26 protein-coding genes and 1 riboswitch are annotated in these 17,704 nt (G+C 38.1%); of the genes, 14 read left to right on the top strand and 12 right to left on the bottom strand.

Annotation, left to right across the window (positions count from 1 at the left end; translation table 11 throughout):
- Nucleotides 1-119 precede the first annotated feature (119 nt).
- The 5 genes from FAR12_RS06565 (at nt 120) to FAR12_RS06545 (ending at nt 4,519) form a co-directional block, all read left to right on the top strand.
- The gene (locus FAR12_RS06565) at nt 120-647 is read left to right on the top strand and encodes a phosphatase PAP2 family protein (protein WP_126407576.1); all 528 of its coding nucleotides are present in this window, start codon (nt 120-122) and stop codon (nt 645-647) included.
- A 14-nt stretch (nt 648-661) separates the two neighbouring features.
- Nucleotides 662-1,813 (top strand): glycosyltransferase family 4 protein, encoded by a 1,152-nt coding sequence (locus FAR12_RS06560; protein WP_126407574.1) that lies wholly within the window; start codon nt 662-664, stop codon nt 1,811-1,813.
- Between the two features lie 11 nt (nt 1,814-1,824).
- Entirely contained in the window at nt 1,825-3,150 is a 1,326-nt protein-coding gene (locus FAR12_RS06555; RefSeq protein WP_126407572.1) for a UDP-glucose dehydrogenase family protein, read from the top strand.
- A gap of 103 nt (nt 3,151-3,253) precedes the next feature.
- Nucleotides 3,254-4,015 carry a GNAT family N-acetyltransferase gene (locus tag FAR12_RS06550; protein WP_126407570.1) on the top strand — a complete coding sequence of 254 codons (762 nt, stop codon included), beginning with the start codon at nt 3,254-3,256 and terminating at the stop codon, nt 4,013-4,015.
- 21 nt (nt 4,016-4,036) lie between these two features.
- The gene (locus FAR12_RS06545; RefSeq protein WP_126407568.1) at nt 4,037-4,519 is read left to right on the top strand and encodes an NUDIX hydrolase; all 483 of its coding nucleotides are present in this window, start codon (nt 4,037-4,039) and stop codon (nt 4,517-4,519) included.
- A gap of 37 nt (nt 4,520-4,556) precedes the next feature.
- On the opposite strand, the gene FAR12_RS06540 is transcribed toward FAR12_RS06545, so the two are convergent.
- A complete protein-coding gene (locus FAR12_RS06540) occupies nt 4,557-5,180 on the bottom strand; it encodes a DUF3298 and DUF4163 domain-containing protein (protein WP_126407566.1) in 624 nt (207 codons plus the stop codon).
- A gap of 213 nt (nt 5,181-5,393) precedes the next feature.
- Between FAR12_RS06540 and FAR12_RS06535 the strand changes: the two genes are divergently transcribed.
- Nucleotides 5,394-5,765: a VOC family protein gene (locus FAR12_RS06535; RefSeq protein ID WP_126407564.1), complete on the top strand. Its 372-nt coding sequence runs from the start codon at nt 5,394-5,396 to the stop codon at nt 5,763-5,765.
- 32 nt (nt 5,766-5,797) lie between these two features.
- Here the strand turns inward: FAR12_RS06535 and FAR12_RS06530 are convergent, their stop codons facing one another.
- On the bottom strand, nt 5,798-7,105 hold the full coding sequence (locus FAR12_RS06530) for a nucleobase:cation symporter-2 family protein (RefSeq protein ID WP_126407563.1): 1,308 nt from the start codon (nt 7,103-7,105) through the stop codon (nt 5,798-5,800).
- Nucleotides 7,105-7,692 carry a xanthine phosphoribosyltransferase gene (locus FAR12_RS06525; protein WP_126407560.1) on the bottom strand — a complete coding sequence of 196 codons (588 nt, stop codon included), beginning with the start codon at nt 7,690-7,692 and terminating at the stop codon, nt 7,105-7,107. The genes FAR12_RS06530 and FAR12_RS06525 overlap by 1 nt, the downstream gene beginning before the upstream one ends.
- Nucleotides 7,693-7,846: 154 nt before the next feature.
- Nucleotides 7,847-7,948, bottom strand: a riboswitch (purine riboswitch).
- A gap of 115 nt (nt 7,949-8,063) precedes the next feature.
- Here FAR12_RS06525 and FAR12_RS06520 point away from each other — a divergent pair.
- From FAR12_RS06520 to FAR12_RS06510, 3 genes are all read left to right on the top strand, one after another.
- Nucleotides 8,064-8,969 carry a LysR family transcriptional regulator gene (locus tag FAR12_RS06520; RefSeq protein WP_126407559.1) on the top strand — a complete coding sequence of 302 codons (906 nt, stop codon included), beginning with the start codon at nt 8,064-8,066 and terminating at the stop codon, nt 8,967-8,969.
- A gap of 84 nt (nt 8,970-9,053) precedes the next feature.
- A complete protein-coding gene (locus FAR12_RS06515; protein ID WP_126407557.1) occupies nt 9,054-9,422 on the top strand; it encodes a CidA/LrgA family protein in 369 nt (122 codons plus the stop codon).
- Nucleotides 9,423-9,433: 11 nt separating this feature from the next.
- The gene (locus FAR12_RS06510; RefSeq protein ID WP_246010310.1) at nt 9,434-10,111 is read left to right on the top strand and encodes an LrgB family protein; all 678 of its coding nucleotides are present in this window, start codon (nt 9,434-9,436) and stop codon (nt 10,109-10,111) included.
- A gap of 39 nt (nt 10,112-10,150) precedes the next feature.
- Here the strand turns inward: FAR12_RS06510 and FAR12_RS06505 are convergent, their stop codons facing one another.
- The 5 genes from FAR12_RS06505 to FAR12_RS23345 all read right to left on the bottom strand — a co-directional run bounded on the left by FAR12_RS06505 (nt 10,151) and on the right by FAR12_RS23345 (nt 12,540).
- Nucleotides 10,151-10,741: a guanylate kinase gene (locus FAR12_RS06505; RefSeq protein WP_126407553.1), complete on the bottom strand. Its 591-nt coding sequence runs from the start codon at nt 10,739-10,741 to the stop codon at nt 10,151-10,153.
- A gap of 190 nt (nt 10,742-10,931) precedes the next feature.
- Entirely contained in the window at nt 10,932-11,579 is a 648-nt protein-coding gene (locus FAR12_RS06500; protein WP_126407551.1) for a glycoside hydrolase domain-containing protein, read from the bottom strand.
- A 137-nt stretch (nt 11,580-11,716) separates the two neighbouring features.
- Nucleotides 11,717-12,058 (bottom strand): spore coat protein, encoded by a 342-nt coding sequence (locus FAR12_RS06495; RefSeq protein WP_126407549.1) that lies wholly within the window; start codon nt 12,056-12,058, stop codon nt 11,717-11,719.
- An 18-nt stretch (nt 12,059-12,076) separates the two neighbouring features.
- Nucleotides 12,077-12,361 carry a ferritin-like domain-containing protein gene (locus FAR12_RS06490; RefSeq protein ID WP_246010309.1) on the bottom strand — a complete coding sequence of 95 codons (285 nt, stop codon included), beginning with the start codon at nt 12,359-12,361 and terminating at the stop codon, nt 12,077-12,079.
- Between the two features lie 35 nt (nt 12,362-12,396).
- Nucleotides 12,397-12,540, bottom strand: a complete 144-nt coding sequence (locus FAR12_RS23345) for a hypothetical protein (protein WP_170972121.1) — start codon at nt 12,538-12,540, stop codon at nt 12,397-12,399.
- 110 nt (nt 12,541-12,650) lie between these two features.
- On the opposite strand from FAR12_RS23345, the gene FAR12_RS06485 reads away from it, so the two are divergent.
- Both FAR12_RS06485 and FAR12_RS06480 read left to right on the top strand, forming a co-directional pair.
- A complete protein-coding gene (locus FAR12_RS06485; protein WP_126407545.1) occupies nt 12,651-12,995 on the top strand; it encodes a hypothetical protein in 345 nt (114 codons plus the stop codon).
- 67 nt (nt 12,996-13,062) lie between these two features.
- Nucleotides 13,063-13,248 carry a histidine kinase gene (locus FAR12_RS06480; protein WP_126407543.1) on the top strand — a complete coding sequence of 62 codons (186 nt, stop codon included), beginning with the start codon at nt 13,063-13,065 and terminating at the stop codon, nt 13,246-13,248.
- Nucleotides 13,249-13,418: 170 nt separating this feature from the next.
- Here FAR12_RS06480 and FAR12_RS06475 read toward each other — a convergent pair whose 3' ends face one another.
- Nucleotides 13,419-14,318 carry an SDR family oxidoreductase gene (locus FAR12_RS06475; protein WP_212734378.1) on the bottom strand — a complete coding sequence of 300 codons (900 nt, stop codon included), beginning with the start codon at nt 14,316-14,318 and terminating at the stop codon, nt 13,419-13,421.
- A gap of 162 nt (nt 14,319-14,480) precedes the next feature.
- On the opposite strand from FAR12_RS06475, the gene FAR12_RS06470 reads away from it, so the two are divergent.
- Entirely contained in the window at nt 14,481-15,338 is an 858-nt protein-coding gene (locus tag FAR12_RS06470) for a mechanosensitive ion channel family protein (protein WP_126407541.1), read from the top strand.
- A 45-nt stretch (nt 15,339-15,383) separates the two neighbouring features.
- On the opposite strand, the gene FAR12_RS06465 is transcribed toward FAR12_RS06470, so the two are convergent.
- From FAR12_RS06465 to FAR12_RS06455, 3 genes are read right to left on the bottom strand one after another with little or no spacing between them, the layout of a single operon-like run.
- Nucleotides 15,384-15,764 carry a MazG nucleotide pyrophosphohydrolase domain-containing protein gene (locus FAR12_RS06465; RefSeq protein WP_126407539.1) on the bottom strand — a complete coding sequence of 127 codons (381 nt, stop codon included), beginning with the start codon at nt 15,762-15,764 and terminating at the stop codon, nt 15,384-15,386.
- An 18-nt stretch (nt 15,765-15,782) separates the two neighbouring features.
- A complete protein-coding gene (locus FAR12_RS06460; RefSeq protein ID WP_126408004.1) occupies nt 15,783-16,223 on the bottom strand; it encodes a GNAT family N-acetyltransferase in 441 nt (146 codons plus the stop codon).
- A 31-nt stretch (nt 16,224-16,254) separates the two neighbouring features.
- Nucleotides 16,255-16,719, bottom strand: a complete 465-nt coding sequence (locus FAR12_RS06455; RefSeq protein ID WP_126407537.1) for a DinB family protein — start codon at nt 16,717-16,719, stop codon at nt 16,255-16,257.
- 101 nt (nt 16,720-16,820) lie between these two features.
- On the opposite strand from FAR12_RS06455, the gene FAR12_RS06450 reads away from it, so the two are divergent.
- Together FAR12_RS06450 and FAR12_RS06445 are read left to right on the top strand one after the other, a co-directional pair.
- A complete protein-coding gene (locus tag FAR12_RS06450) occupies nt 16,821-17,198 on the top strand; it encodes a nuclear transport factor 2 family protein (protein WP_126407535.1) in 378 nt (125 codons plus the stop codon).
- Nucleotides 17,199-17,318: 120 nt separating this feature from the next.
- A complete protein-coding gene (locus tag FAR12_RS06445) occupies nt 17,319-17,684 on the top strand; it encodes a PH domain-containing protein (protein WP_126407533.1) in 366 nt (121 codons plus the stop codon).
- The last annotated feature ends 20 nt before the right edge of the window (nt 17,685-17,704 follow it).

The following is a 17,704-nucleotide window of genomic DNA, read 5'->3' as shown; positions in this document are numbered from 1 at the left end:
TTTCGAGCTCAAACGATTGAGCTCTTTTTTATGCACAATTATTCTTTACATTTTGTTAATATCCACATTACAATCGACCTTTATAATTAACATCAAGTAAGGGATAAAGGAGAGGGACAATGCTAGTTAAATGGGTTGAGAGCCTTTATAAGTTTGAATGTCATTTATTTCGCACGTTAAATCGTCAATTTGAGCGAAAGTGCTTGAATGCGTTTTTTCGTCAAATCACACATTTAGGCGGAGCCTGGTTCACAATTGCTGTGACCCTGTTCATTATTGTCTTTGCCGAAATTCCTGTGAAAATGTGGGGAATTGAAAGTGCCGCAGCTCTCACATCGAGTCACATCTTAGTCTCTATTATTAAAAAACTTTATCCAAGAAACAGGCCATACCTTGCTTTACAGGATGCAAGAGTACCGGCCAATCCACTTTCGGATCATTCGTTCCCATCGGGGCATACGACAGCCATCTTCTCGATTATTACACCGTTTAGCATCCATATGCCGATTTTGGCTATCATTCTTTATCCAGTTGCCATCAGTGTAGGCATGTCTCGCGTATTCTTAGGTCTCCATTATCCATCCGATGTGCTAGCTGGTTCGATTGTTGGTACGATATTCGGGATGTTAATGGTTTCACTCATTTAAGAGGAGGGAGAAGCATGAAGATTGCCATCTTTACGGATACCTTCACTCCGCAAGTGAATGGAGTGGCTCGTACGTTTCAAAGATTTGTAGAATACTTGGATCAAAACGAAGTTCAATATCGACTATTTGTACCTGATACAAAAGATGAAGATCCTTTTTCTAAACAAATCTTTAGCTTTGCGAGCTTACCATTTTTCCTCTATCCAGAATGTCGTCTAGCCCTTCCTAATGTCTTTCATATCAAAAAAGAATTAGAGCAATTTCAACCAGATATTATCCATATTGCAACCCCATTTAATATGGGCTTAACCGGTCTTTACTATGGTAAAAAACTAAATATACCAATCGTCGGTTCTTATCATACACATTTTGACCAATATCTCCAATACTACGACCTACAATTTCTTTCAAAATGGCTATGGAAATACATGAATTGGTTTCATAGCTCCTTTCAAAAAACATTCGTCCCTTCCTATGAAACAAAAGTAGAACTCATTCGCCATGGATTTTCCAATCTTGAAATTTGGAGCAGAGGAGTCAATTGCCAAGTCTTTCATCCTAACTTTACATCTAGTCGTCTTCGAGAAAAATATCATATTACTGCACCTTATATATTGTCATTCGTTGGTCGTCTTGCACCGGAAAAAGATATAGATGTGTTGATGAAGATTTCGCAACAACTACCAGAAGAGATGAAAGACCAGGTTCATTGGATCATTGCTGGGGATGGACCACTTTATAATGAACTGCAAGAACATAGCAACAAAAATATGACTTTTACCGGCTATATCAAGGGTCAACAATTAGCAGAACTATATGCATCTAGTGATCTTTTTATTTTTCCATCGAGAACCGAAACCTTTGGGAATGTTGTGTTAGAAGCACTCGCTTGCGGAACACCAGCAATCGGAGCAAGAGCAGGTGGTGTTCAGGAAATTATTCGTAACGAACATACAGGTCTCTTATGTGAACCTGGAAATGTGGAAAAATTTATTTCTAGTATTGTTCAACTCTTAAAAAATCCTACGAAACGAAAACAAATGGGCTACGAAGGACGAAAATACGCCTTAAGCCGATCTTGGAATGCCATTTTTAATGATTTGTTAGCCCATTACGAAGAAGTCATTGAGGTAGATAAGGCGCAGGATATTGTTGCGAATATGTAGGAGGGGATGGCATGAGGAAAATTTCTCTAATCGGAACTGGATATGTTGGCCTCGTAACAGGTGCATGCTTAGCAGAAATCGGCCATCAAGTCCGATGTTTAGATATTGATGAACAAAAAATTTACAATTTAAGCAAAGGAACCATCCCCTTTTATGAGCCAGGGCTTGAGGATTTAGTAAAAGAGAATTTGGAAAATGAGCGTCTATTATTCACGACGAACCCATCTTTTGCATTCCATGAAGCTGATGTGATTTATATTGCTGTGGGCACACCTGCGAACGAAGATGGCTCATCAAATCTGGAATATATTTTTCAAGCCGCTAATAATATAGCTACATATGCAACTGGCAATGTAATTGTAGTTACAAAAAGCACCGTACCTGTAGGAACAAATGAAAGGATTAGAGAGATTATCACGATGAGTGGATTGAAGGCTGAAGTCGTATCAAACCCAGAGTTTCTAAGAGAAGGGCAAGCGATTAATGATACTTTTCGGGGTGACCGAATCGTCATCGGCTCAGATAACCAAAGGGCTGCAGCCATTGTGGAAGAAATCAATAAACCCTTTCATGTGAAAGTCATTCATACGGATCTAAGAAGTGCAGAAATGATTAAATATGCTTCCAACGCTTTTTTAGCGACAAAAATTAGCTTCATTAATGAAATTTCAACCATCTGTGAAAAATTGGGTGCCAATATAGAGGATGTAGCCTACGGAATGGGGCTGGACTCACGGATTGGCACTCAATTTCTAAAAGCAGGAATTGGTTATGGAGGCTCCTGCTTTCCAAAGGATACGAAATCATTAGTTCAGATCGCAGGGAATGTAAAACATAAATTCGATCTATTAGAAGCCGTAATTAACGTGAATAACAAGCAACAAGTAAAACTAGTCGAACAAGCTTTGGGACGCTTCGAAAATTTACAAGGTTTGAATGTCGCCTTACTCGGCCTTTCATTTAAACCAAACACGGATGATGTAAGGGAATCTGCATCCATTGTGCTGGCCAACAGGTTAATTGGAGAAGGAGCGAATGTAGCAGCGTATGACCCAGTAGCAATTGAAAAAGCAAAATCTGTTTTGCCAAGAGAAGTTCATTTTACTAAAGAGATCGCGGAAGTCCTGCACTTAGCTGATATGGCAATTATCGTCACCGACTGGGATGAGATTAAGAGACTTCCACTTTCGATCTATGAAAATATGATGAGGACTCCAGTCATTTATGATGGACGTAACTGCTATTCAATAGAAGCTGTGAAGCAGCATAGGATTGAGTATCATTCGATTGGACGTAGAACGGTGATGAATTTGCCAAAAAAAGCGATGGTACATTAAAAATAGAATCTTGAGAAATAGCAGACCAAATCGGTTTGCTATTTTTTATTTGGTTAATAATTGTAATTTTCTGTTAAAATATTCATTGAGGGAGGGGAAACGAATGGCAGAGATTCAGATGCTAGAGTTAAATTCAACAACAATTGAAGGTACGGGCAGTTTTTGTCTCAGAAGTAAGAAAAAATCGGATGGTTACATAAACAAAAACAAATGGCTTAATAACCGTTTTGAAGAAGGTTTGAAATATATTCAACTGTTCGAAGGCGAAAAACAACTAGGCTTTATTGAATACACGGACTCAGAGTTTTCTTCTCGAGTCGTTTATGCTGAGAATTATTTGGTCATTCATTGTCTGTGGGTGAGTGAAACCGGCAGGGGACACGGAACGAAACTGATTAACAAGTGCCTAGAGGATGCAAAAAATCAGGGTAAAGATGGCGTAGCAGTCGTAACGAATTCAGAAACGTCATGGACTCCTAGTAAAGATATCTTCTTAAAAAATCAGTTTGAGTTAGTTGATATAGGACCATATGATTTTGAATTACTTGCCTATCCATTGATGAAAAATAATCTACCAACTTTTCCTCGTAATTGGGAGGAAAGAATTGCTAGATTTCAGGATCTAACCATTCTACGTTCTTTTCAATGCCCCTATGTAGATATTGCAACAGAAAACGTTTTATCTGCAGCTAATACCTTAGGGCTTGATGTAAATATCATTGATTTTACAAATCGAGCAGAATTAATGGAATTATCACCAACTCCTTATGGAATATTTTCAGTTGTTTATAAGGGACAACTACTAACATTTCATCGATTAACGACACACTCAGTATTAAAAAGATTAAAAGAGATTATAGAATAAAACTAAATGGGGGAAATCAAAATGAAGATGCCAACACATATTGTGGCCGTTGGAGGAATTGTGGAAGATCATCAAGGGAATGTTCTTCTAGTTAAAACGAAAGATGGTGGATGGGTATTTCCTGGTGGACAAGTAGAAGTTGGAGAGAGTTTGACAGATGCTCTGATTAGAGAAATAAAAGAGGAGAGCGGGATTGATGTCAAGGTTGGACATTTAATTGGAATATATTCAAATACGGGTATCCATAAGTGGTATGACGGTGTAACCGATGTCCCAACGAAGGTAATGCTAGATTTTGTTTGTGAACCAATGGGTGGGGAGTTGGCAGTCTCTGATGAAACGACAGATAGTAGATGGATCCCAAAAGACGAAGTTTTGGAGTTCATTACAGCAGACGCTATCCAAACACGTTACAAAGCTTATTTAGAACATACTGGGGATATAAAGTATATGGATTATATAACCCATCCTACCTTTCAAATTAAACAGAATAGATCCATCTAAAAAAGCTTGGGATTCCCAAGCTTTTTCCGAGCGTTCTTCAATTATTCTCCGCCAATCTCCCCAACGGACCATTTTCATCAATAATGTCTTGCAAATCGTAAACCGAAATCGGAAACATCGGAAACCCGAATACATAAGGTGTGAGGTCATAGAGCTGAAAATAGATGACAAGAGATTTATCCGCAATATAAAAATCCTGGTCCGGTTTTATCGTCGAGAAAGGTTCTAACAAGGAAATTTGTCTTTGCTCGATTTGCTTCTGTATTAATACTGAAATCCTCGAAACATAATCACTTCCAGGTTTAAATAAATCCTTCAACTGAACAATCGTTCCTTTTTGCAGATCATATGTTAATGATTTAATGTACGTCATCCCGTGCGCAGCCATGTTGTGATAGGCGTAATTTGAAAAGGACAGGCTCAGTACATCACGCTGATTATTCTTAATCTCAAAAGTACCGAGCATTTCCACAATCGGAGTGGTTGGAGGTGTTCCAACCTGTAAATCAATAAGTTTCTGAGTTTGAGCCACAATTTGCTGATTCATAAATCTTTCTAACCTCGGATTTTTCAAAGATTGCACTTGTGGATAATAAACCTGAATATCCGGACCGTTCGCGATATGAAGGGTTCGAATATCGACAGGAGGCGAGAAGGGCATTTGTCTTCATCCTTTGTTTTTTGATTATTGTATTCGGAACTAATCAGATGGTTGAGAAATATCACAAATAATAAAATTCCCTTTACGAACATAAGAAATTTTTATTAAAGAATATAAATATTAAGTAATATACTTATCATGCTTTTAGATATATGATCGTAGAGGATTATAGGTGAATGTAGCAATGTCTAAAAAGGAAAAGGGAGAGATCTTATGATTCTCGGTTTGCATCACGCACAGATTACTATTCCAAAAGGTTCTGAAAATGAAGGAAGAAAATTTTACTGTGACATTCTTGGATTAGCAGAAAAGGAAAAACCTGAATCGTTAAAGGGACGCGGTGGATTTTGGTTGCAAGTAGGGGATAGAGAGGTTCATGTCGGTACAGAAGACGGTTTCGACCGTTTAGCGACTAAAGCTCATTTAGCTTATCAGGTAGAGGATATCACTTACTGGAGAAAAGTATTAGAACAAAATAGCATACAGATCATTGAGGCTGTTCCTATCCCCGGATTTGACCGTTTTGAGTTCAGGGATCCATTTGGTAACAGAGTAGAAATGATTCAATTTATAAAAACAGCGTAAAGAAAGAGCTAAGGAAATCCTTAGCTCTACTATTATGAAGCTTGCTGTCCGTCTACAACAGCCGCAACTGTTTTGCGTGAAGGAACAATATGAAAAATAATATTCAACACAATCGCTGTGACACTTCCAATAACAATTCCATTGCTTGTTAAAATGTGAATGCTTTCTGGCAAGTTCGCAAAAATAGAAGGTACTGTTGTGACACCAAGCCCCATTCCAACGGAACAAGCCATAATAAGTAAGTTTTCTTGGGAGCTGAAATCAATCTTGCTCAACATTTTAATCCCTGAAGCTATTACCATCCCGAACATCGCAATCATTGCACCACCAAGGACAGCAGTTGGAATCACCGTCGTAAAAGCACCGATTTTTGGAACTAAACCGATGAAAACAAGCATCCCACCAGCCGTATAAATCACACTGTTTTTCTTCACACCAGACATTTGAATCAGACCAACGTTTTGTGAAAAAGTCGTATATGGAAATGAATTAAATAAACCACCTAAAATAATTGCAAGACCTTCCGCACGATAGCCCCGAGCTAAATCATTTTCAGAGATTTCCCGTTTAGTAATATCCGAAAGAGCAAAGTAAACTCCCGAAGATTCGACTAAACTGATGATAGCCACAAGTGTCATCGTAATAATAGCTGTAATTTCAAAGGTTGGTGGTCCAAAATAGAATGGCTTCGGCATATGGAACCAAGATGCTTCTGTTACAGCCGTGAAATCAACCATGCCCATAAAAGCAGCCACAGCTGTACCTACTAATAAACCAATTAAAATAGCAATCGAACGAAGAAATCCTCTCGCAAAACGATATAAAACTAAAATAAAGAGCAACGTACCAAAAGCAAGAGCAATATTTGTTGGAGAAGCAAAGTCAGCGCTACCTTCACCACCAGCAGCATTATTCATTGCCACTGGAATCAGGGTAATCCCGATGATTGTTACCACAGAACCGGTCACAACAGGAGGGAAGTATTTAACAAGCTTCGCAAAGAACGAAGAGATTAATACAACAATGAGACCAGAGATTAAAATCGAACCATAAATTCCAGAAATACCATGTTCACCACCGATGGCAATCATCGGAGCAACAGCGGTAAATGTACAGCCAAGTACTACGGGTAAACCAATTCCAAAAAAGCGATTTTTCCAAACCTGTAGCAATGTCGCAATCCCGCACATTAAAATATCAATCGAAACGAGGTAGGTTAACTGTTCACCTGTTAATCCTAGTGCTCCGCCAACAATAATCGGAACGATGACAGCTCCCGCATACATTGCAAGCACATGCTGAATACCTAGAGAAGCAGTTTTAAAGAAATTCTTTTCCATTATCGTACAACCTCCATTTCTTCTACGAACGATACGCCACCAGCAAGAGAAGCGATTCTTGCAAGGGATTCGATCTTAAATCCTTTTTCTCGAAGCAAATCTCCACCTGGTTGGAATGATTTTTCAATTACGATTCCCATTCCAGAAACCTTTGCACCAGCTTCATTGACAATTTCCGCTAACGCAAGAGCAGCCTGACCATTTGCAAGAAAATCATCAATGATTAAGACATGATCGTTTTTCCCAATATATTTACGAGATACAGAGATTTGATTCGTTTCATTTTTCGTAAAAGAATGGACCTCAGCTGTTAATAAATCGTCAATGAGGGTAAGGGACTTTCTTTTTCGAGCGAACACAACTGGAACCTTCAATTCAAGAGCAGCCATAAGTCCTGGGGCAATCCCTGATGATTCAATCGTTAAAACCTTCGTAATTTGTTCAGCTTCAAATCGTTTCGCAAATTCTTTTCCGATTTCGACCATTAACACCGGGTCAATTTGATGGTTAAGAAATGAATCGACCTTCAGCACTTGGTCCGAAAGAACTTTCCCTTCTGATTGAATCTTTTCTTTTAATAGTTTCATATTTTTCCTCCTAGATGTAGTTGCGTACAAACAATAAAAAAACCTGAAAATCATTGCACTCCCCAATAAATGAGTGAGTCAATGACCTTCAGGTTATGCTAGAAGGAAATGGAATAAACACCCTTGGACGAAATCAATCTGATTCCGAAAAGGCGTATTCCCATTGCTCACTCATAGTCAGTGTATTTACGGTACACCGGTAGAAACTTGCGGGCCATATTCCCGCGATTATATGAGTGAATGCGATTATTCATATATACGAAAGTATTATAGGCGGTAAAAATGATTTTGTAAATGGGTTAAATGGAAGAACTAAAACTTGTGATGGTTTTAATATAGTGCTTATAATGAGGACTTGGAGGTGTCTTCCCTTGGAATTACGTCAATTAAAATATTTTCTTACAATAGCAAAATTAAAGAGCATAACGAAGGCAGCAGAAGCGCTACATATTTCTCAACCAGCCTTAAGCAAGATGATGAAAGGGCTAGAAGAGGAGCTCGGAATGACCTTGCTGATTCGTTCTAATAAAACAAATGAACTTACTGATGCTGGGAACATTGTCTCTGAATACGCCCAGAAAATTTTTTCAGAGCTTGAGAATATGACAACCACTCTCGATGATCTCACAAACTTAAAGAGGGGAGAGGTTCATATCGGATTGCCGCCGATTATCGGAAGTTTATTTTTCCCTAATATAATGGCAGATTTTCATAAATTGTATCCGAACATCAAAATCAATGTGACTGAATACGGTGCAGCGAAGGTTGTCAGGTCCGTAGAGGATGGAGAGCTTGATTTAGGCGTAGCCGTACTTCCGATTGATGGCACGATGTTTCATATTTACCCGATCGTCGAAGAGAAGATGAAACTATTGGTTCACCATGAACACCGACTAGCAAACGCGACAAAGGTGCATTTAAAAGAACTTAAGGACGAAGAACTGATCTTTTACCATGAAAGCTTTGCTTTACACGATATTATGTGGAAAAATTTCATCAAACTTGGTTTTGAACCGAAGATCCTCTTTAAGAGCTCCCAATGGGATTTAATGTCTGAGATGGTCGCTGCGAATCTTGGAATCACGATTCTTCCTGAATCCATCTGCAATCGAGTGACAAACGAACGGATTCGAATTATCGATTTAGTTCCTGTGACACCGTGGAATCTTGCCGTTATTACGAAAAAGGATAAATACTTGTCATACGCAGGAAGAACCTTTGTTGAATTTATCTCTGAACATTCTTTGTCTAAATTTCAATATAACCTAAAGTTATGAAAGCTATAATAAATATGTATTTTACGCATGCTCCTTCCCGATGTAAGATGTTCATATTGATTCAAAAAGGGAGGGAGCATGTTCATGAAGATTCTAATGATTGCCTTACAAATCCTATTCATCCATGTATTTTTATATTTAGGCGCTGGTGTCAAAGCATTGCTCGGGGTACCAATACCTGCTTCCATGATTGGACTGTTCCTTCTTTTTATCGCTCTCTGTTTAAAAATTGTCAAACTCGAATGGGTCGAAAAGGGGGCAGGCTGGTTAATCGCTGAGCTTCTTTTATTTTTCGTTCCATCAGCAGTCGGAATTATTAATTATGATGATATTTTTAGCTTACAAGGACTTGAAACGATTCTTCTAATCGGCGTAAGTACATTTATTGTAATGGGGACAACAGCCTTTGTTGCCGATAAAATTTTCAAAAGGAAAGATCGTGAGACAGCATGATATATGCAGCTATGATATTGATGACTTGTATACTTTACTTCGTAGCGAAAAAGTTATATAAAAAATACCCAATTTTCATTTTACATCCACTTTTACTATGTCCTATTTTAATCATTGCCGTGATTCTACCTTTTCATGTATCAGCCAATCAATATATGAGTGGGGTAGCGTTTCTAACGCATTTATTAGGACCAGCAACAGTAGCCTTTGCGATTCCTATCTACAAGCATTTGCCTGTCATTAAGAAAAACATGTCGATTATTTTGATTAGTGTTACGACTGGAACATTGGTTGCGATTATGAGTTCGTTCGCATTGTCGATGGCCTTTCAATTAAATTCGAATTTCTTAATCAGTGTATTGCCAAGGTCGATCACGACGCCAATTGCAATCGAGGTATCTAAAGACATCGGTGGTCTACCAACGTTAACAACTATTTTTGTGATCTTTACAGGAATTATCGGCGGAATCATCGGACCTCATGTAATTAAATTCTTGTCCATTAAATCGCCATTAGCGAAAGGACTTGCTTTAGGAATGAGTGCTCACGGTGTTGGAACGAACAAAGCAAGAGAGTATGGGGAGCAAGAAGCAACATTCTCGACTCTAGCAATGATTTTCGCAGCCTTTATCACAATGATATGGGCAAAGTCACTTATCCCAGCTCTTATTCATCTAACATCCATTTAAAAAGGAGTATTTGATCCACAGATCAAATACTCCTTTTACTTAATAGTCAGTAACGATAATATCCCGGTCTAAAAATTTCTCAATAACCTCACTAATTTGATAGGATATTTGTGGTGAATCATAATTCTCAAAAACAAATTCGCATTCATTTTTATAGTTCATAATTTCATCATAATGAGCCAAATGTCGTTGGATGACTTCTTCGCTATCCCCACGCTCGTTTTGTCGGCTAATCACTGTATCACGACTTGCATAGAGGAAGAAGCGCATGACTTTTTCACCGTACATATTCTTGAGCTTCTCCGTTCCTTGTGGGTTCAAAGTTAAATACACAAGATTGTGGGACGCAAAGGCATTTACGATATCTTCTTCGCGAATCCCGTAATGATTCCCATCGATTTCGATAGATTCTAGAAATTCCTGATTTTCTTCCATCTTTTTAAACGTCATGAGGTCGACAAAATGATAGTCTTCTCCATCTTTTTCATAATGGCGGGGGGCACGAGTGGTGTAAGAAATGACTGGTTCCATATCAAAAGCTGTGGCTACCATTTTGGCAACGGTTTTCCTACCAGAACCATCCGGTCCGGTATAAATAAATAGCTTTTCTTTTTCCTTGATCTGATACATGGATGTACCTCCTTCTTTGTAAAATAGGTTTACGAAAATAGGGAAAGGGAATAGGGAAGGGACGATTATACTTATTATATCAGAATTTTTGTAAAATTATAACATTTTGTTTATAAAAGTCGAAATCCCCAACGAACCTAAGTGAAAAACCATCAAAAAAAACATCCTATAAGAGGATGTCAGCTACAAGCTACCACAGCAATTCATATAATTGACTATTAACTAAATTCGTATCGATCGGGCAGACGGTTGAATCTCTTCCATATTGCCAACCCCAGACATTTCCTTTACAACGAGGCTTTGTTGGTCGAAAATTTGGTGCATTACGCGCTTTTGAGACACCAGGCTCAGGTTCAGCACTCCAAAGGATGACTTGATTAGCAACTTCCGAATTATTCGATACAGCTGCGCAGTAGGCATTACTAAAATCACCTACTACAGGGTCATGGTAAATGCCCGGCTTAAAACCGCTCGGAAATATCCCATCAACGAAGCCACGTATCCAGGCTTCATCTATGTCAAAATATTTTTCTATATTTGCAAACACAACCTTTCCACTTGGCACCCCAAGTCTTCTTGCTTGAAAAATCGTATTCTGTGCAATCACCGTACCTTCACGATATCCAATAGCCCGGTCAAAATTGCTGTAAATCGGAAGCACCTTCGTACCACTGTTATGAAGAAACTGCACTTCATCTTTCGTTAAAACATCTACCTTTCCTGGGATAGGAGCTAAATATCTTCCCCAATAATTCGGTTTTCCATAATTCTTCAAGACGCAATCATACACGTCCTTCGTTGCTTTTGTCGCAGAATCCACTCCCCAATAATAAGGCAATGTTCTTTCTCCTTTCTCATATCACCAAATCGCGTTCACTCTATATTTTATTAGCAGTGAAGGTTGTCATAGACTAAGAAAATTCAGGGGAATCACAGAATGAAAAAGACCCTGCGTGATTTGCAAGGTCTCATCCATTATTGATATGGAAACTGAGAGGAGTAATTACTAAATTGCTGGTACGCTTGATCGATTTTTTGTTGCTCGGCCGCCTCTAACTTGTACCATCCATTTTGGAACATGAGATTGAACAAATTTCTGGCACTATCATGCGTTTCTTCAAGCATTTGTAAAAGTTCCTTGTATAGCTGTTCATGACTAGCCTCACGTACTGCGATGTTAAGACTATCCGTTAAATATTTACAAGTCGCAAGTCCATCATTAATAAAATCTCGATCATTCATTTCGGGAGTTTTCACTTTTGGTAGTTGCCCAGTAGATGGATTCGCAATCTGATTATTCTGTTGCTGATTCTGCATAATATGTATCCCTCCAAGTTAATGTTGCTGTTGCTGTTGTGATTGATTTGGTTGCGGGACTGTGGACATTACCGAAGTATTGTTTACCTGAAGGTGAGATAACAATCTTTCATAATGGTTCTGATGCATTTGGCCAGCTTGATCAAGGGCTTGTTTTATGCCTTCATTCGTCACATGCTGAGCATAGAAATTGAATTTTTTAAAAGCAAGTAGCTCCCAAGACATCGCATCCTTTAAATACGTCAAATCCTTCGTAGTAACCGCTTGAGGCGGGCTAGACATTGGTGCTTGTTGTTGGTCCATAAAAATCGTCTCCTTTTTCATTATGTAATATGCAACTATTTATTTTCTACTTTTCCATCGTTCCCTTTATCAAGACCAGTGGCATTATTTATCACTTGAGATATAAGATTAGTCCCTTGATCCATCGCATTCATGGTATTTGCTTTCTGTCCCACAGTCGATTTATCTTCTTTTCTCAATCCTTATTCACCCCCACATTTTTAGAATGCCAATTTGAAATGGAAGTATGTATGAATGTGCCTCTTCGCGAATATATTACCGTGATCCACTGCAAAAATGAGGTGTTAAAATGGAGTTCACTCGAGAAAAAGCACAGTTTTTAGCAGAAAATGTAGCTTCCTTTGTCAAATTTGTAAATCGACAATATGAGGTAAATTCCGTTCTTTCTGATCCAAATATGTTATTTCGCTTAAAAAGTCTTGTTGAAGAATACCGTTTGCAATTATTAGCAAGTGAGCTTCTGAGAGTGAATCGTTTTGTTTGGGAAAAAAGAGATTCTGAGATTTTAATTGATCGGATAAAAAAGGGGATCACTAGTATCGATGAGTATGTGGAAAATAATCATGACGGTTTATTTATTTTCACAGCTAGACTTTACACATTAAAGTCAATTTGCCCATCCATTAATGAATAATTCTAGCTTCCTATTGGATTGTTTCTGTATAATAGATACGGTACAAAACGAGAAGGGGAGTTCAGACTTGAAAACAAAAAGAATTACTTTGATGATGCCGATCATGATTATAGTGGGGATCGCCGCTTTTTGGATGCTTGACACTGGATATTCAGAAATCAGTTCATCGATTCAGTTAATAATCACTCTTGGTGCTGTTGTATTATCAGGAATCATTTCCTATTTTTTATTCCCTGAAAATGAGAAAAAGTAACTGGATGAAACTTTTTGTTTTATCCTTTTTTGATTTTTGGAAAGGCTTTTTTGCAAATATTACTGCATTTGCGAAGTTGTCGATTCGAACATTTAGTTTTTTTCGAAAGTAAAGAAGAACCGCTTAGGAAAAATGTGATTCAAGTTTCCTATTAACCTTAAACGGATTGCTTATGTAACGATAGAACCCCCATTTACAAATATAATTTGTCCAGATATGTAGGAACCATCATCCGAAGCAAGCAACACATAGGCCGGAGCAAGTTCAAAAGGTTGAGCCGGTCTTCTTAGTGGCACCTCCGTACCAAAAGTGGTAACTTCTTCTGATGTGAATGCAGAAGGAATTAACGGGGTCCAAGTAGGGCCTGGCGCAACTGCGTTCACTCGAATACCTTGATCAGCAAGGGAGAGAGCTAAAGAGCGAGTAAAAGAAACGATCGCACCTTTGGAAGCTGTGTAATCTATCATAAAGCTCATCCCTGAAAAGGCAGTGTCTGAAGTTGTATTAATAATAGAGCTTCCTGGACGAAGATAGGGGAGTGCAGCTTTCGTCATATCAAAAAAAGAAATGATATTTGTTTGGAATGTGTTCATCAGTTGCACTTTTGTGATTTCCAGTATGCTATTTTGATGATACTGAACGCCATGATTATTGACGAGTACATCCAATCGACCAAAATTCCTCAATGCCGTATCCACAACATAATGACAGTTTTCCTCATATCTTAAGTCGACAGCTAATGTTACACATTGACGTCCTAGTTGATTAATGAAATGTTTCGTATCATTCGCATCCTGATGCTCGTTTAGATAGGGAATGACAAGATTTGCTCCTTCCTTCGCAAAAGCAATAGCTACAGCCCGCCCGATCCCACTATCACCACCTGTAACAATCGCTACTTTATTTTTCAATTTTCCGCTTCCTTTATAGGCTGGATTATGCGATAAAGGGGGAGGATTCATTACATATTCCAATCCTGGATGTCTGTTTTGATGCTGGGGTGGAAAGACAATTGGAACCATAGTGCATTGTTGTTGCCAACTTATATACGGATACATGAAATTTGCCATACTAGACTCCTTTCAAAATCATTCTCTTATTACAAGATCATATTCCTTTCCTTTTCGAAAATTCGTGGAGTATAAGAATCATTTAGTTCTAAAATAACTAGACCTTTTAAGTTTATTTTTGTACACTAATGACTGAAATGTTGAAATAGAGAGGATGATGTTATGTTCAACCTAGAAAAGATAGACTGGGAAGGTCTTTCCATAGATGCAGGATTGATCGCTCTAAAAATCGTCGGGGTCATCGTTGCGTTTATTTTAATAAGAAAAATTGGTTATAAAATTATCGACCGAACGTATGACAGAATCTTGAGTCGAAAAGAGATTACCGAAGGTAGAACATTAACCTTACATAAGCTGACGGAGAATATTTTCTCTTATGCTTTAATTTTCATTGTCGCTGCCACATTATTTAGCATTCTTGGAATTCCAGTAGCTAGTCTAATTGCCGGAGCAGGGATCGTCGGACTTGCAATTGGTTTTGGTGCACAAGGTCTTGTCAGTGATGTCGTTACAGGATTTTTCTTGTTACTCGAAAGACAAATTGATGTAAGCGATTATGTCACAATTGGCAATTTTGATGGTGTCGTCGAAGCAGTTGGATTAAGAACAACACAGTTACGTGGACTTGATGGTACGTTACACTATATTCCTAACCGTGAAATTCTAACTGTAAGTAACCATTCACGCGGAAATATGAGAGCCCTTGTCGATATCAGCGTCTCCTATAATGACGATTTAGACAAAGTCACCGATGTGATGAAAGAAGTATGCGATCGTATCGCATCTACAAATGATAAAATTGTTGAGGGGCCTAATGTTCTTGGTGTACAAGCCTTTGGAGCGTCCGATGTTGTGATCCGAGTCATTGCGAAGACCGTAAATGGCGAGCAATTTGAAGTCGAGCGTCAATTGCGTAAGGAGTTTAAAGAAGCATTTGAACAACATGGGATTGAAATACCGTTCCCACACCAAGTGTTTGTTCATAAAGACGGTGGGAGTAAAGAAAAATCATTAGGATAATAGAAGAGGGGATAGGCCACTAATGGCTTATCCCCCTAATTTTTACTAAGTCGGAAGCTTCCGATTCTTATTGGAACGATTTTTAACTTCATCCATTTTTTCATAAAACGTTTCTTCCAAATCAATTTCAAAGAAATTAGCGAACTTACAAATATAAGCTATACAATCAGCTAATTCCTTACCTACATCTTTTTTGATAAGCGATTTTGCTTCGGCAAATGCCGCATTTGGATCCATTCCATTTTCCGCTTCCTTGTACACCATATTAAATGCCTTTCTGAATTCCTCAGCAACCTCTGCGACCTCGGTTGTTAAAAGCATATAGTTATGTAAAAGGGATTCCTTCGTTTGCTGATAATTTTCGTCGTTTATATGCCAATTTAATTCTCTCTGATAGCTTTCAGTAAATTTCTGTAGTTCTCGCATGTTTTCACCTCTGAAAAATTAATGAATCTCATAAACGAGCCATTCCGATAGTTGACCGCCCATCTTATTATACAAGCCTTGAGCAACAACATTATCCTTAGCTGTTTCCCATGTCATTGAAGCAAAATCATTGGCACGAATATAGTCTACGTTTTTTTGAAAAAGAGCTTCTCCGATCTTTATACCTCTTGCACTCGGAGAGACGAACAGGTCGTTTAAGATAGCCGCTTTTTTCACCTTTAACGTGCTAAAAGTGAAATACAAAGTAGAAAAACCAAGCAGCTCACCATTCTCTTCTGCCACAAACTGTAATCCTGAAGAAGGATTGTTGATTAAATGGTGGATTAACCCAACTAACTCATCTTCATTTGGTTTCTGTTGATGATAAAAATCAACAATGTACGAAAGCATTAAGTCCTTTAATTGAGGAACGTCTGCTGTTGAAGCTTGTCTAATCATGAAACTAGTCAAATTCTATTTTCCTCTCTTTCTATAAGTAAAGGCATTTCTTAATATCTAGTATCACTTGCAAATGCATGCCCTCATGAAAAATCGTACGGATTAAAACTTGTTCAATCGTATGCATCCCCATTTCAGTAGGTGCCAGTTCCTCCTCTAACCGCTCCCCATAAGCTTCTCTAATATCTTCTGGTTGCTTCTGGAGTATTTGAATTAACTCTTCCAATGATGGAGTTTCCTCAGTAAAGTCAGCAGGGGAAGTGCCGTAACCAAACCAACTTTGAAATCCAGCAGGTACGCTTGCCTTTTCTTTGGTTACCGCTTGGATCCAGAGATACTGATCCAAATAGACATGCCCCAAATTCCAACGTATGTTGTTATTAAAGCCATTCGGAATACTTTCCGCTTCCTCAGCAGTAACCGATTGTGCAACACCGATTAACTCACTCCGGTAAGTTGCCAATTGGTTAAATAAAACTTCGTGCCTTTCATTCATCTTTGAACCTCCATGACATTTTTCATTTATCTTACAGGAAAAACTATCCATTTTCTAGAATATTTAATCAAAAGAGAATATTAAATTAATAGGAGGATGCAATGAAGGATATTAATGAGGTACTTGTCGATTACACCCAAGCATGGAATAACGGTTTTATAAGTAAGGACGGAGATATGATTCGAGAATTCATGTCCAAAAATTTTATCGGATACTGGTGTCACGGTAATTTAAATAAGCCCGACGAATATGATTACCATTATGATATTAATGGAGTTTTACAGCAATATGAGAATGCTGAGAAAAGCTTTGAACCATATTCCATTACAGAACGAAAAAATGGTGAGGAGTATTTAATTTTGGGTAGAGAGTTGAATCGAATAAACGGAGAGCCCTTTCCAGCACAATGTATGTTCATTTGGAGAAAAGAGCAAGAAAACTGGAAATTACTTAGAGAATATATTGAATTAGAAAGATGAAAGAATGGTTGAGGCCAAACTTGGTGATTCAGTTCATCAAGTTTTTTCATTTCAAACCATTTGACATCAATAGACGAATATGGTCCTAATATATTATAGGAAAACATTGGAGGGAAGAAAATGGCAGATTTAAGTACGTTGATGACATGGACTTTTTATGAAGAAACACAAGTACCTACTGATATCTATAACGTCTTAGTTGATGGAGAAAAACCAGAAGTAGCCTACAAGACAGTGCGCGATGTAGCTGTGGTTACAAATAAACGTATCATTATCGCGGACCGACAAGGAATTACAGGAAAGAAAGTCGAAGTCTATACCATTCCATTCAAATCCATCATCATGTATTCCTCTGAAAATGGAGGCATGCTTGACTTAAATGCAGAGCTCGAATTATGGACGAAAGCAGGAAAATTCAAACTGAATTTAAACAAAAAAGTGGATGTTCGAAAACTAGATCGAATTATCGGGACATATATTTTATAACAAGAACTTTAAAAAGGAGT

This window comes from Bacillus yapensis (assembly GCF_005280205.1).
Classification (GTDB): Bacteria; Bacillota; Bacilli; order Bacillales; family Cytobacillaceae; genus Robertmurraya; species Robertmurraya yapensis.
This window is presented reverse-complemented; position numbering and strand designations above follow the sequence as displayed.